14 protein-coding genes are annotated in these 13,841 nt (G+C 71.9%); 3 read left to right on the forward strand and 11 right to left on the reverse strand.

Translation table 11 applies throughout. The annotated features are described in order from the left end of the window. Positions 1–180, reverse strand: a complete 180-nt coding sequence (locus ACRVYW_RS10245; protein ID WP_431804264.1) for a hypothetical protein — start codon at positions 178–180, stop codon at positions 1–3. Here ACRVYW_RS10245 and ACRVYW_RS10250 point away from each other — a divergent pair. Next, on the forward strand, positions 164–553 hold the full coding sequence (locus ACRVYW_RS10250) for a hypothetical protein (protein ID WP_431804266.1): 390 nt from the start codon (positions 164–166) through the stop codon (positions 551–553). The genes ACRVYW_RS10245 and ACRVYW_RS10250 overlap by 17 nt on opposite strands. Positions 554–1,134: 581 nt before the next feature. On the opposite strand, the gene ACRVYW_RS10255 is transcribed toward ACRVYW_RS10250, so the two are convergent. From ACRVYW_RS10255 to ACRVYW_RS10270, 4 genes are all read right to left on the reverse strand, one after another. Beyond that, positions 1,135–2,163 carry a 6-phosphofructokinase gene (locus tag ACRVYW_RS10255; protein WP_431804268.1) on the reverse strand — a complete coding sequence of 343 codons (1,029 nt, stop codon included), beginning with the start codon at positions 2,161–2,163 and terminating at the stop codon, positions 1,135–1,137. A 146-nt stretch (positions 2,164–2,309) separates the two neighbouring features. After that, positions 2,310–4,472 carry a DEAD/DEAH box helicase gene (locus ACRVYW_RS10260; RefSeq protein WP_431804270.1) on the reverse strand — a complete coding sequence of 721 codons (2,163 nt, stop codon included), beginning with the start codon at positions 4,470–4,472 and terminating at the stop codon, positions 2,310–2,312. A gap of 356 nt (positions 4,473–4,828) precedes the next feature. Further along, positions 4,829–7,204: a heavy metal translocating P-type ATPase gene (locus tag ACRVYW_RS10265; RefSeq protein WP_431804272.1), complete on the reverse strand. Its 2,376-nt coding sequence runs from the start codon at positions 7,202–7,204 to the stop codon at positions 4,829–4,831. A gap of 40 nt (positions 7,205–7,244) precedes the next feature. Then, complete coding sequence (locus tag ACRVYW_RS10270) at positions 7,245–7,457, reverse strand: heavy-metal-associated domain-containing protein (RefSeq protein WP_431804274.1); 213 nt, start codon at positions 7,455–7,457, stop codon at positions 7,245–7,247. A gap of 79 nt (positions 7,458–7,536) precedes the next feature. Between ACRVYW_RS10270 and deoC the strand changes: the two genes are divergently transcribed. Next, on the forward strand, positions 7,537–8,253 hold the full coding sequence (gene deoC / locus ACRVYW_RS10275; RefSeq protein WP_431804275.1) for a deoxyribose-phosphate aldolase: 717 nt from the start codon (positions 7,537–7,539) through the stop codon (positions 8,251–8,253). A 50-nt stretch (positions 8,254–8,303) separates the two neighbouring features. Here deoC and ACRVYW_RS10280 read toward each other — a convergent pair whose 3' ends face one another. The 4 genes from ACRVYW_RS10280 to truB all read right to left on the reverse strand — a co-directional run bounded on the left by ACRVYW_RS10280 (position 8,304) and on the right by truB (position 11,086). After that, entirely contained in the window at positions 8,304–9,281 is a 978-nt protein-coding gene (locus ACRVYW_RS10280) for a bifunctional riboflavin kinase/FAD synthetase (protein WP_431804277.1), read from the reverse strand. Next, positions 9,278–9,730: a hypothetical protein gene (locus tag ACRVYW_RS10285; RefSeq protein ID WP_431804279.1), complete on the reverse strand. Its 453-nt coding sequence runs from the start codon at positions 9,728–9,730 to the stop codon at positions 9,278–9,280. The genes ACRVYW_RS10280 and ACRVYW_RS10285 overlap by 4 nt, the downstream gene beginning before the upstream one ends. Positions 9,731–9,797: 67 nt before the next feature. Beyond that, positions 9,798–10,166: a hypothetical protein gene (locus ACRVYW_RS10290; protein ID WP_431804281.1), complete on the reverse strand. Its 369-nt coding sequence runs from the start codon at positions 10,164–10,166 to the stop codon at positions 9,798–9,800. Next, on the reverse strand, positions 10,163–11,086 hold the full coding sequence (gene truB, locus ACRVYW_RS10295) for a tRNA pseudouridine(55) synthase TruB (protein ID WP_431804283.1): 924 nt from the start codon (positions 11,084–11,086) through the stop codon (positions 10,163–10,165). Before truB ends, ACRVYW_RS10290 begins: the two co-directional genes overlap by 4 nt. A 141-nt stretch (positions 11,087–11,227) precedes the next feature. On the opposite strand from truB, the gene ACRVYW_RS10300 reads away from it, so the two are divergent. Further along, positions 11,228–12,094: an A/G-specific adenine glycosylase gene (locus tag ACRVYW_RS10300; protein ID WP_431804285.1), complete on the forward strand. Its 867-nt coding sequence runs from the start codon at positions 11,228–11,230 to the stop codon at positions 12,092–12,094. On the opposite strand, the gene ACRVYW_RS10305 is transcribed toward ACRVYW_RS10300, so the two are convergent. Continuing rightward, positions 12,074–13,099, reverse strand: coding sequence for a CPBP family intramembrane glutamic endopeptidase (locus tag ACRVYW_RS10305; RefSeq protein ID WP_431804287.1), 1,026 nt, complete (start codon positions 13,097–13,099; stop codon positions 12,074–12,076). The two genes, ACRVYW_RS10300 and ACRVYW_RS10305, sit on opposite strands and share 21 nt — an antisense overlap. Before the next feature lie 267 nt (positions 13,100–13,366). Further along, positions 13,367–13,801: a 30S ribosome-binding factor RbfA gene (rbfA, locus tag ACRVYW_RS10310; protein WP_431804289.1), complete on the reverse strand. Its 435-nt coding sequence runs from the start codon at positions 13,799–13,801 to the stop codon at positions 13,367–13,369. Positions 13,802–13,841: the final 40 nt, after the last annotated feature.

Below are 13,841 nucleotides of genomic sequence, written 5' to 3' on the forward strand. Positions count from 1 at the left end.
TCACCGCAACGCGAGGTGGCGCTGCTGCGCCAGGGCCAGCGCGACGGTCGCGAGGACTTCGTCCGGATGGTGCAGCAGCTGCACGAGGTCGAAGCGGAGCACCGTGTACCCGAGGAGGGTGAGTCGCGTCCGCACGCAGGTCGCGACGCCGGTCGGATGCCTGATGGTGCGCGAACCCATCCAGTTGGACGACGAGACGCTCACCGAGCAGAGCGTCGACGGGGTGGCCGTCGATCCACACCTGCTGGCGCACAGGGACACCGAGAGGTGTCACGAGCGCGATGAACCGCGTCTCGAGCCCGGAATCGGAGAGATGGGATGCCATCTCCGCGAGCTCTCTGGCGCGCCCACGCCACGCGATGCCGGGGAGCATCCCGGCCGCGACGGCTCCCGTGCGGATCGCAGACTCCCAGACGCAGAGCGCATCGACGAGAGGGACGCAACCGGCGACGTGGAAGAGCGCGTTGATCACCGTATCGACGAGCTCGGTCGCGGGCACGGGCACGGGCGCCACCGCCCAATGCACGCGCGTGCCGGTCGTCTCGACGCGTGACGACGAGGGCTTCACCGCGAGGTGGATGTCGCCGTGATCCGGCGTCCACAGGCCTGCCCGAAGCGACGCACTGAGGCAGGTGAGACGCCCGCCCCGCGCGGCCGCGGAGACCAGCGCGGGGTCTGCTCCGTCGATCGCCAACCAGGACCGACGCACCCATCGCGCAGCGCCGTGGGCGATGGCGTGACGGATGCCGTGGGTCGTGAACCCCGCGGCGCGCAGCGCCGACGAGTGCGCGACACCGCCGCGCGCCGCCATCCAGGGGATCAGGTCGCCTCTCATGCCCCCAGCATCGTCATCCGACCTCTCGCGCGAGCGCGGGCTTCCCGGATCTGTGGAGCGATTCGGCATCCGGCCGCCTGTGGACAGACCGATGGAACCTCACCAAGGGAGGAGAAATCACGAGGACAGGACCCGGGACCGCTCCCTCGTCCTGTCCCGGTGACATCTCCTCCGTCGGTGACGCGCGCGCAGGCGCAGAATGCCTGTGGCGCGCGGTGACGCGCAGGATGCCTGAAACCAGGATGCCTGGGACGAGGATGCCGGGGACCAGGATGCCTGCAGCCGACGCGCCGCGGCGCTCAGCCGAAGAGCGCCGCGGCCTCTTCGTAGCGGTAGAGCGGGACGGTGTTGAGCTCGCCCAGCGCCTCTTCGAAGGGGACCCGCACGATGTCGGTGCCCTTCATCGAGACCATCTGACCCCACGCGCCGTCGACGACCGCGTCGGCGGCGTGCAGCCCCAAGCGCGTCGCGAGCACCCGGTCGAAGCCCGACGGCGACCCGCCGCGCTGGATGTGACCGAGAACGGTCGCCCGCGTCTCGATGCCCGTGATGCGCTCGATCTCGGGGGCGAGGATCTCGCCGATGCCGCCCAGGCGCGGGCGGTTGAAGGCATCCAGTCCCTTGTCGCTGTAGGCCTCGTCCATACCGGTGAGGGTGAAGCCCTCCGACACGACGACGAGCGGCGCGCGTCCGCGGTCATGGGCGCGCTGCACCTGCTCGCAGATCTCTTGGATCGACATCGGCACTTCGGGGATGCAGATGACGTGTGCGCCGGCGGCGATGCCCGAGTGCAGGGCGATCCAGCCGACGTGGCGGCCCATGACCTCGGCGACCATGCAGCGCTGGTGGGAGTCGCCGGTCGTGCGCAGGCGGTCCATCGCCTCGGTGGCGATGTTGACGGCCGTGTCGAAGCCGAACGAGTAGTCGGTGGCGCGTAGGTCGTTGTCGATCGTCTTCGGCACCCCCATGACGTTGATGCCGTCGTTGTACAGACGGTTGGCCGCAGCGAGAGTGCCCTCACCGCCGATCGCGATGATGCCGTCGATGTGGTGCCCGTACAGGGTCGCCTTGATGTTCTCGGCGCCCCCACGGGGGCCCTCGTAAGGGTTCGTCCGCGACGTGCCGAGGATCGTGCCGCCGACCTTGGACAGGCCCTTCACCTCGTGGCGGGTGAGCGGGAAGAAGTCGCCGTCCACGACGCCGCGCCACCCGTCGCGGATGCCGACGAACTCCGTGTTGTACGTTGTCGTCCCCTTCAGGACGGTGCCGCGGATGACCGCGTTCAGACCGGGGCAGTCGCCGCCGCTGGTGAGGATGCCGATCTTCATGTGGAGATCCTTTGACTCGGGTGCTCGGAGGGCGTCGCTGCCTGGAACGACACTATCGCCGGATGCCTCGTGGCTGCCACCGGCCCCGCCGTCGATAAGTCCTCGCGGACCCGGCGCACCGCGGGCGGGCGGCGCGCCGGGGGCGGTCAGGCCGCGCCGAGCGCCTGCCGGAGCAGGTGCATGAGCGCCGACATCTGCACCGAGTCGCTCGAGGTCGGGTCGACCTGCTGGCCGTCGAGGGCGCGCGCGGCGAGCGACTGCTTCGAGTCGATGAGCTCCGCGATCTTCGTGTCGATCGTGTGCGCGGCGATGATGCGCCACGCCGTGACCGGCTCGTCCTGGCCGATGCGGTGCACGCGGTCGATCGCCTGGGTCTGCTCGGCGGCGGTCCACGACAGCTCCGCGAGGACGACGTTGGAGGCTGCCTGCATGTTGAGGCCGACTCCGGCTGCGGTCAGCGAGCACACCGCGATCGCGACGTCGGGGTCGGCGTTGAACGCGTCGATCGCCTGCTGGCGGGCGGGCGTGGTCTGGTCGCCGCGGATCGAGACGGTCCGCAGGCCCGCGGCGGCGAAGTGGGCCTCCGCGGCATCCATGACATCGATGTGCTTCGCGAAGAACACGACCTTGCCGACCGAGCGCTGCAGCTGCGCGGCGTAGTCGGCGGCGAGCACCGCCTTCGCCTGACCGATCTTCCGGACCATCGTGAAGACGTTGTCGGCGCCGGTTCCCTGGGCCTTCGACTCCTCGAGCTCGCCGTGGGCGACCAGGCGCACGATGTCGTCGTCGGCCTCGCCGTAGACGACCTTGTCGCCGCGCGCCTCGATGATGCGACGGTACTTCGCGGCGAGCCGCTCGCCGAGTTCGCGCTCGGCGGCGCGGATCGAGCGGCCGTACTCGTCGTCGAGCTCGACGGGGAGGTCGGCGATGAGCTTGTCGGGGAGGTCGGCGGCGACGTCCTTCTTCTTCCGCCGGACGATGCCCATCGAGATGACGGCATCGCGCGCCTCGGGGTAGAACGCTTTGTCGGCGGGGGTGAAGCCGGTCGCGTCGAGCTTCTCCATGAGCTCGGGGCCGGGCTTCTCGCCGTTCGTCCACCCGAGGAACCGCCAGATCGCGTCGAAGTCCTCGACGTCGTTGATGAGCGGCGTGCCGGTCAGGGCGAGCATGAGCGGGTTCCGCACCTGCTCGCGGATGCGCGAGCCGAGCGCGAGGACGTTCTGCGACCGCTGCGAGCCGAGATTCTTGATGAAGTGGGCTTCGTCGACGACCATGCCCTTCAGGCCCAGCGACGACAGCCACGACAGATGCCGGTCGAGCACCTCGTAGTTGACGATGAAGACGTCCGCGAACGCGTCGACCTGGTCGCCGTCGCCGTGGATGACGGTCGCGCGGCGCTGCGGCGTCCACCGCTCGACCTCGCGCGCCCAGTTCATCTTGACGACGTTCGGAACGACGGCGAGCAGCGGATAGGCATCCGCGACGGATGCGGCGAGCACCGATTGCGCGGTCTTGCCGAGGCCGGGCTCATCGGCGAGGAGGAACGCGCGGTGGCCCTCGCGCACCGACTCGAGGAACCGCGACTGATGCGGCATGATCTCGAGGCCCTTGGGCGAGAGGCGGTCGAACTCGGGGACGGGCGGCAGGTCCATGGATGCCGAGGCACCGCCGGCGCCCGTCTCGAACGCCTTGTAGAGCGGCCCCATGAGCTCCCAGCCGTCGAGCCGGCGGCGCGCGGTGGACACCGGCGCGCGGAGCGTCAGGTCGGGCGCGAGGAACGGGTTCGACTCGCGGCGCGCCTCGATCTGCGGCGGGGTCACCTGGCGCTCGGCGAGCGCGGCCGGGACGACGGGCGCCTGACCCCAGCTCTGCGCGGCCGGGGCCGCATCGGTGATGATGAGCTCGTCGTCGGGAAGCTCGGCCCCCGACTCGAGCAGCCAGTCGCGGCGCATGCGCTTCGCGACCGGCGAGGTGGCCTGGTCGACCTCGAGCAGCTGGATCAGCGACGTGTCGCGGGCGGCGGTCTTGGCGAGGATCGTCGCGACGCCGTCGAGACGCTTCAGCAGCTCGGCGCGCGCGGCGGTCGGAATGGTCTCGTCGGCCTTGACGCGGGCGCGCTCCTCGCGGACGAGGAAGGCGATGACCTGGAACTTGACGCGGTTCGTGGGGCCCAGCTTTCCGCGCTGGGACTTCGCCTCGACCTCGCGCACCTTGCGCGCGAGGATCGGGATGAGGGGCGCGTCGTCGTCGCGACGTGCCGAAGAGCCCTTCCGCCGACGGGCGGGGGCTGTGGATGCCGTAGGCGGCATGCTCCTCCTGAGCTGACGTGCCGGTGCGAACCGGCGAGGTGCCGACCGTGGATCAACGGCCGGGCAGTGCCCGCGGCCGGGGCCGCGGAGGCGAACACGAGGACTGCTCCCCCGGCTGCGGGCACTCGCTTCTGCGAGCTGCGGCGACGGGAGGCGCGATGTCCCCGGCATCCATTCTAGCGCCCCGCGCCTCCCCGCGCTGTCGCCTCCCCGCGCTGCGCCGCGCCGCCGCGCGCCCCGCCTCGCCCCAGGCTCGCGAATCACCGCTGGTTTCGCGAATCACCGTGCGATTCGCGTTCAAGCGGCGGTGATTCGCGCATCGGGCGGTGATTCGCGAGCCGGACGGCGGGCGGTAGTCAGCGCGCGGAGCGCAGGCGCAGGCTGTTGAGCACCACGAAGACGCTCGAGAACGCCATCGCGGCGCCGGCGATCATCGGGTTCAGCAGGCCGAGCGCGGCCAGCGGGAGAGCTGCGACGTTGTACGCGAATGCCCAGAACAGGTTTCCGCGGATGACGCGCATCGTGCGCCGACTGAGAGAGATCGCCGTGACGACGGGCGCGAGTCCGTGGCCCGCGAGAGCGATGTCGCTCGCGTGCATCGCGGCATCCGTGCCGCCGCCCATCGCGAGACCGAGGTCGGCGGTCGCAAGCGCGGCCGCGTCGTTCACGCCGTCACCGACCATCGCGACACGGTGACCGGATGCCTGCAGCCGCTCGATCTCCGCGACCTTCCCCTCCGGGAGGACGCCCGCGATCACGGTGGGGATGCCTGCCGCGCGCGCGGCGGCCCGGGCGGCGCCCTCGTTGTCGCCCGTCAGCAGTACGACGTCGAGGCCGAGGCGGCGCAGCTCCGCGACCGTCTCAGCGCTGTCGGGGCGCACGTCGTCGGCGACGGCGATGACCGCCTGGACCTCACCGTCCCACCCGGCGACGACGGCGGTCGCCCCGGCAGACTCGGCATCCGCGATCGCGGCGAGCGCGTCGTCCGGCAGGGACGCAGCCTCGGCCGCCGGCGCCTCGACGATCTCCGCGGCGAACGCCGGCCGCCCGGCAAACACCGCGTGCCCGTCGACCGTCCCGGTGACGCCGCGGCCCGCGAGCCCGGCGAAGTCCTCGACGGGCAGATGCGTCGTCGAGAGCGCGGTGAGGGCCTGCGCGATCGGGTGCTCGGATGCGTGCTCGAGCGACCCGACGAGGCGGGCGATGTCGTCGGCATCCGCTCCCGCGACCGGGGTGACGGACGACACCGCCATCGCGCCCGAGGTGACGGTGCCCGTCTTGTCGAGGACGACGGTGTCGATGCGCTCGGCGGATTCGAGGGCCTCGGGCCCCGTGATCAGCACACCGAGCTGCGCGCCGCGCCCCGTCCCCACGAGGATCGCGATGGGGGTGGCGAGACCGAGCGCGCACGGGCACGCGATGATGAGGACGGCGACCGCGGCCGTGAAGCCCGCGGCGATCGACGTGCCGGAGAAGCCCCCGACGATCATCCAGACGAGCAGGGTGAGCACCGCGAGGCCGATCACGACGGGGACGAACACCGACGAGATGCGGTCGGCGAGGCGCTGCACGCGGCTCTTGCCGGCCTGCGCGTCTTCGACGAGGCGCGCGAGGTGCGCGAGGCGCGTATCCTCGCCGACCGAGGTCGCGGCCACCACGAGACGACCGTCGGCGGCGAGGGTGCCGCCGGTGACGGCGCTGCCGAGGGATGCCTCGACGGGCACCGACTCGCCGGTGATCATGCTCTCGTCGAGCGAGGCCTGGCCCGCGACGACGACGCCGTCGGTGGCGACCTTCTCCCCCGGGCGGACCAGGAACCGATCGCCCACGCGGAGGGTCGCCGCGTCGACCCGCGTGCCGTCCTCGAGCTCGACGTCCTTCGCCGCGAGCTCCATGAGCGAGCGGAGCGCCGCGCCCGCGCGCCGCTTGGAGCGCTGCTCGATGAACCGACCGAGCAAGAGGAAGACCGTGACGGCGGCGGCGACCTCGAAATACACCAGCGACGACGGGTCGTGCACGGGTCCGAACAGGGCCGAGTCGTGCGTCATCCCGATCCGCCCGGCGGTGCCGAAGATGAGCGCCCACAGGCTCCAACCGAACGCCGCGCCCGTGCCGAGCGTGATGAGCGTGTCCATCGTCATGCCGCCGTGGCGGAGGTTCGCGAAGGTCGCCCGGTGGAAGGGCCACCCGCCCCACAGCACGACGGGCGCGGTCAGGATGAGCGACACCCACTGCCATCCGGGGAACTGCAGCGCCGGGACCATGCCGAGCGCGACGACGGGCGCCGCGAGGATCGCGCTGACGATCAGGCGCGTGCGCAGGGTGGTCGCACCGGCACGGTCCTCGACCTCGTGCGCGTGGCCCGCGGCATCCTGGCCGGCGGCGTCCTGGCCCGCGGCGCCCCCGTCCGCGGCGCCCCCGGGCTCCTGGCCCGCGCGGGCGTCAGCGACGCCGTCGTGCCGGGGGGATGCCGCAGGCTGAGGCATCCGACGGACGGACGCCTCGTATCCCGCTTCGCGCACCGCCGAGAGGAGCGCCTCGGGGGCAAGGGCTTCGGGATAGTCGACGCGTGCCGACTCGGTCGCGAGGTTGACGGACGCCGTGACGCCGTCGAGCTTCTGAAGCCGCTTCTCGACGCGGGCGACGCAGCTCGCGCAGGTCATCCCCTCGATGTCGAGGACGGCGTGCGCGCGCGACGACTCCGCGGGAGCGGCGGGCGCTGTGGTGCTCATGGTGCTGTCGTGCTCATCGCGTCGTGGTGCTCGGGCGGATTCAGCGCGCGCCGACGAGCGTGTACCCGGCTTCGTCGACCGCCGCGGCGACATCGGCGTCCGACAGCGCGGCGGCGGCGTCGACGGTCAGGACGCCCGCGGCGACATCGACGCGCACGTCGTTCACGCCGTCGATCTTCCGCACCTCGCGGCTGACGGCTCCGGCGCAGTGCGCGCAGGTCATGCCCTCGATGGTGTAGGTCTGCTCGGTCATCGTGTCTCCTCGTTCGTCCATGACTCCCCGACGATAACAGGATACCCCCCTGGGGTATTCCGCGGCGTACCCTGGAACCATGGCCACGATCACCGAGCGAGACCTCGCCGCCACCATCGACCACGCGATCCTCAAGCCCGAGCTCACCCGCGCCGACGTCGACGCCGAGCTCGACATCGCCGCCGAGTGGAAGGTGTTCAGCGTGTGCGTGCGCCCGAGCGACATCCCGCACGCGGTCTCTCGCTTGGACGGCACCGGCGTCGCGGTCGGCACCGTCATCGGCTTCCCGCACGGCACCACCTCGACCGCCGCGAAGGTCGCCGAAGTGCGCCAGGCCCTCGCCGACGGGGCGACCGAGTTCGACATGGTCATCAACATCGGGTGGCTGCGCTCCGGATTCGACGCCGAGGTCGTCGCCGACATCGCCGCCGTCGTGGATGCGGCATCCGGACACATCACCAAGGTGATCCTCGAGACGGCACTCCTCGACGACGAGCAGATCGCGCGCGGAAGCCGCCTCACCGAGCAGGGCGGCGCGGACTTCGTCAAGACCTCGACGGGTTTCGCGGGCGGCGGGGCGACCGTCCCCCACGTCGAACTCATGCGCGCGAACGTCAGCCCCCAGGTGCAGGTCAAGGCATCCGGCGGCGTCCGCAGCTATGCCGACGCGCTCGCGATGCTGGATGCCGGAGCCACCCGCCTCGGCACGAGCGGCAGCGCGGTCATCCTCGGCGAGGCGCGCCGCGTCGACGCCGGTGAGCAGGCGACGGGCGCGGTCGACTCCGGCTCGTACTGAGCCCCGCGTCGCACGGAGCCCGGGCAGCCCGCGTCGCGCTCGGGGCGGGATCAGCCGCGGAGCGCGACCCGCACACGGGCGACGTCATCGGCCATCTGCGCGATGAGCGTGTCGATCCCCTCGAATGCGACCATGCCGCGGATCCGGTGCGTGAACTGCACCTGCACCCGGTGGCCGTAGAGGTCGAGGGCCGTCTCGTCGAGCACGTACGCCTCGACCTGACGCGCGTCGACATCGTCGAACGTGGGGTTCGTGCCCACCGAGATCGCCGCCGGGTAGCGCGTGACGGGCGCGTCGGATGCCGTGCGGCCCGACGCCGGGTCGATCGGTCCGAGGTCGAGGAGCCACCCCGCGTACACGCCGTCGGCGGGGATGAACCCCTCGGCATCCGGCGACAGGTTCGCCGTCGGGAAGCCCAGTTCGCGCCCGCGCTTGAGACCGTGGACCACTTCGCCCTGCACCGTGTGCGGGCGTCCGAGCAGGCTCGCCGCGTCTTCGACGTCGCCGACCGACAGCACGTCGCGGATCCACGTCGACGACACGCGGCGTCCCCCGCCTTCGACGTCGCCGACGACGTCGACCTCGAAGCCGTATTCCGCGCCGAGCTCGGCGAGCAGCGCCGGGTCGCCGGCGCCGCGGTGTCCGAAGCGGAAGTCGTCCCCGACCATCACCGTCACCACCCCCAGGGCGTCGACGAGCACGTGCTCGACGAACGCGCGGGGCTCGAGGCCGGCGAGGCTCTCGTCGAAGCGGAGAACGAGGGTCGCGTCGACTCCGGCATCCGCCAGCAGTGACAGCTTCTGATCGACGCTCGAGAGCGGATCGGGGCAGAGTTCGGGACGCAGCAGGCTCAGCGGGTTCCGGTCGAACGTCACCGCCACGACGCGGGCGCCGTCCTCCGCAGCCGTCACGCGGGCACGGTCGATGACCGCCCGGTGACCGGAATGGACACCGTCGAACTTGCCGATCACGACGACCGACGGTCCGAAGCCTGCGGGCACGTCGCCCGGCGCGCGGAAGACGATCACCAGCTCGACCCTTCGACGACCGGCTCGGGCTCGCGCTCGGGCGCGCCGTGCCTGTGGGTGACGAGCCACCAGAGACCCACGAACGGGAGGACGAGCGGCACCCAGAAGTAGCCATAGCCGAACCCCGACCACACCGTCGCGTCGTGGGAGAAGAGCTCCGGATGCGTGAGGCTGAGGGTCCCCACGACGAGGACGCCGACGAGTTCGAACACGATCGCGATCCACGCGATGACGTACCAGGTGGCGCTCTGCGAGAGGATTAGCGCGATCGTCGCGAGGATGTAGACCAGCGCGGATGCTGCCGACAGCGAATACGCGAGAGGAGCGTTGTCGAAGTCCTCGACGATCTGCACGAGCGACCGCCCGGTCGCGGCGAGTGCCATGATCGCGTAGACGACGACGAGGACCCGGCCGATGCCGGTCATTCGAGGGCGGGACGCGGGCGACATGACCTGTCCATGATAGTTCGGGTGGCGCGCGGCCAGGCCCGGCTCGCGCGGGTGAGGGATGCCGTCGTCAGAGCGCCGGGGTCGTCCAGATGACCTGCATGCGCCACACCATGATCGCAACAGCCAGGGCGCCGATCCCCATGATGACGGTGCTCCAGCGGCTGCGCTCGATGAGCGCCCAGAAGACGACCGCGGGCGGGATGAGCACCGCGGAGACGAGGTACACCCAGTACTCCAGGGCGCTGCCGAGGGGCGGGTTGCCCGCGAGGGGCGACACGATCGCGATGACGACCTGCGCGAGCAGGAGCAGCAGGATGAGCGCCATGCCGCCGACGGTCACGTCGCCGGGGCGCCTCCCCGCGAGGCCCGCGACGATCGCGGTGACCCCCACGATCACCGCGACGACGATCTCCACGATCGTGAACCAGAGGATCACGAGGCGCCCTCGGACATGTTCATCGCGCTCTTGACGTCGTCGCCGCGGCGCTCGACGATTCCGACGAGCGCGCCGTCGGGATCGATCGCGGCGGCTGTCGGGGTCGCGAGACGCGCTGCGGCGCCCGCCAGGCGCTTCCCGTGGCGGAGGTCGCGCGCCTCGTCGGCCGTCACCGAAAAGGCACCGAGGACGGCGGCGGCGACCTCGGCGGGGCGTGCGAGCGGGGCATCCGGCGTGATCTCGGTGACGGCATCCGCCACCTCGAACGGGCCGATGCGGGTGCGGCGGAGGGCCGTGAGGTGGCCGCCCACGCCCAGGGCGGCGCCGAGGTCGCGGGCGAGGGCCCGGATGTAGGTGCCGCTCGAGCAGTCGACGACGACGTCGAGATCGATCGCGCCGTCGGGGGCCGTCTCGCCCGGCGCCGGGCGGCGGGCGACGATGTCGAAGCGGCTGACGGTGACGGCGCGGGCCTTCAGCCGGACCTCCTCGCCCGCGCGGGCGAGGTCGTAGGCGCGGCGGCCGTCGACCTTGATCGCCGAGACGGTGCTGGGGATCTGTTCGATCTCGCCGGTGAGGGCGGCGACGCCGTCCGCGATACGCGCGTCCGTCACGGCGGCGAGGGCTGCGGCATCCGCTCGGCCGGTCACGTCGCCGTCGGCGTCGTCGGAGTCGGTGGACACCCCGAGGCGGATCGTCGCCTCGTAGGTCTTGTCGAGCCCGACGATGAAGGTGAGCAGGCGCGTCGCCGGCCCCACCCCGAGGATGAGGAGGCCGGTCGCCATCGGGTCGAGGGTGCCGGCGTGGCCGATCTTGCGGGTGTTCAGCGCGCGGCGCGCGCGGGCGACGACGTCGTGGCTCGTGACGCCTCCGGGCTTGTCGACGAGCAGGATGCCGTTCGGGGCGGCGGAGGACTCGGGCACTCCCCCAGCCTACGTGGACACAACTCAGGCAATTCCGCCCTCGCAGGTGTCTCCGAGGCTCCGTGACGCGATTCTGCCTGAGTCACGTCCAGGGTCGCCTTGGTCGGGGGTCGCGCGGCGCCGCCGCCGTAGGCTGGGCGGATGCCCGATCTCGCGACCCCGCTCATCGCGTGGTACCGCGACAACGCGCGCGTCCTGCCGTGGCGGGCGCCGGGGTTCGGGGCGTGGGGCGTGCTCGTCAGCGAGTTCATGCTGCAGCAGACGCCGGTCGCCCGCGTCATCCCGCACCTCGAGGCGTGGCTCGAACGCTGGCCGACGCCGACCGATCTCGCCGCCGACGCGCCCGCCGAGGCGGTGCGGCAGTGGGCGAACCTCGGCTACCCGCGCCGCGCGCTGTGGCTCCATCGCGCCGCCGTGGAGATCCGCGACCGGCACGACGGCGTCGTGCCCCGCGACGTCGAGGCGCTCCTCGCCCTCACCGGGATCGGTGACTACACGGCGCGCGCGGTCGCGGTGTTCGCCTACGGCGACCGGCATCCCGTGGTCGACACGAACACGCGCCGCGTCATCGCCCGCGCGGTCGCAGGGCGCGCGCAGCCCGGCCCGCCGGCCAAGCGCGACCTCGCCGACATGGACGCGCTGCTGCCCGGCGACGACAGGGATGCCGCGGTGCTCAACGCCGCGATCATGGAGCTCGGCGCCGTCGTCTGTACCGCCCGCGCGCCGCGCTGCGACGCATGCCCCATCGCGTATACGTGTAGGTGGCGCGCGGCGGGATACCCCGACACCGGCGACGAGCGGCGTCGCCAGGCGCGTTATGAGGGAAGCGACCGTCAGGCGCGCGGGGCGATCCTGCGGGTGCTGCGCGAGAGCGCGTCTCACGCGGTGGCGCAGGATGCCGTGGTGCCCGACTGGCCGGATGCCGCGCAACGCGACCGGGCCATCGACTCCTTGATCGCCGACGGGCTGATCGAGGCGGTCGAGGGTTCATTGCGTCTGCCGCGCTGACGCCGCGGGCTGCGCGGACGCGGCCGGCTGCGCCGGATCGTCGGCGAGTCGACCGTCGAGCTGCGATGAGCGGAACGCTCCGCACAGCGCCATCACGGCGATCACGAGGAGGCAGGCGATCCACATCGACACGCCGATCGGGCCGGCGAGCGTCGCGAGAGGAGACGAGTCGGCCGCGACGACGAGCGCGCCCATGCCGGCGGAGGCGTTGAAGGCCCCGTGTCCGAGGACGGCGGGCCACACCGATCCGGTGCGCAGGCGCGTCCACCCCAGGATCACCCCGATGAGCGCCGACCCGACGATCATCATCACGACGCCGAGGACGTTCGGTTCGCCGAAGTTGTACCCGAGCAGGATGAGCGGGGCGTGCCAGAAGCCCCAGAACGCGCCACTCAGCACGAGCGCCGGCCAGACACCGAGTGGACGAAGAGCGGGCAGAAGCCAGCCGCGCCAGCCGACCTCCTCACCGAAGGCGAAGGGGATGTTGATGAGGGCGGCGACCGGGATCGCCGCGACCTGCAGAGCCACGATCAGTCCGGCGGGCGGCAGCGTCGCACCCGCCGGGAGCGTCCGCTCGAGCATGGCGACGAAGCCCGAGAATCCGACGAGGTCGAACTGCGCGAAGCCCAGCGCCCCGGCGATGACGAGGGAGAGGGCGACGAGGAGCGGCATCGCGAAGATCATCGCGGCCGTCCACCCGATCGTCCGACCGATGGGCCGGAGCGGCCACATCCCGAGTCGGCGGAGGACGGCACGCGCGCCACGCAGACCGCCGCCCTGCCGGTCCACGAGAAGCGCGGGAATCGTGGCGAGTGCGGGGGTGAACATCATCGCGGCGGCGACGATCGGGAGCAGGGGGTCGGCGAGGCCCCGGCCCCCGAGCCACAGCGGCAGCGCGACGAGCCAGGCGAGGACGACGGCGGTGATCGCGAAGACCGCGACAGCACGCCAGGGAACGCGAGCGGGTGCAGCGGAGAAGAGCGGGACGGAATGAGTGTGCGCCATGCCGTCAGGCTACGAGCGGCGCAACGGTGGCGGATCCCCCGCCCGAGGGAAGCCGGTAGGGGGATGCCGGGCGTGGGGTGCCGGAGCCACACCCCCTTCGCGGGGCGGATCGTCGGCGCGCATCGTCGCCATCGGCGGGGATGCCGACGATGTGCGCCGACACTTCCGCTTCAGGCGACGATGTGCGCCGACGAATGACGCGCGCGAGCTCGATACGCCGCTGCTGCGCGACCGGCGGCACTCGATCACCGGAGGCGTGTGCGGGGCTCAGGCCTCGTCGTCGTCCTCGCGGGGCTTGATGTAGGGGTCGGCGTCGCCGGCGTACGCGGCGCCGGCCGCGAGGCCGGCGACGGCGGCATCCCTCTCCTGCGCTTCACGGAGGAGGTCGGCGATGTGGCCGGCCGTCTCGGGGAGCGCGTCGGGGATGAACTCCAGCGACGGAGTGAGCCGGACGCCCAGCTGCTTGCCGACGTCACTGCGGATCATGCCCGTCGCGGCCTTCAGAGCCGCGGCGGTGTCGGCGCGCTCCTCGTCGGAGCCGTAGACGGTGTAGAACACCGAGGCATGCTGCAGGTCGCCGGTCACCCGGACGTCCGTGATCGTGACGAAGCCGAGTCGCGGGTCGCGCAGGCCCTTTTCGAGCCGCTCCGCGACGAGCACCCGGATGCGGTCGGCCATTCTGGCCTGTCGTTCGTTCGCCATCTCTCTCTCACTTTCTCCTGCGGGGCAGGTGGACCGAGGT

The organism is Microbacterium sp. bgisy203, from assembly GCF_965345155.1.
Taxonomy (GTDB): Bacteria; Actinomycetota; Actinomycetes; order Actinomycetales; family Microbacteriaceae; genus Microbacterium.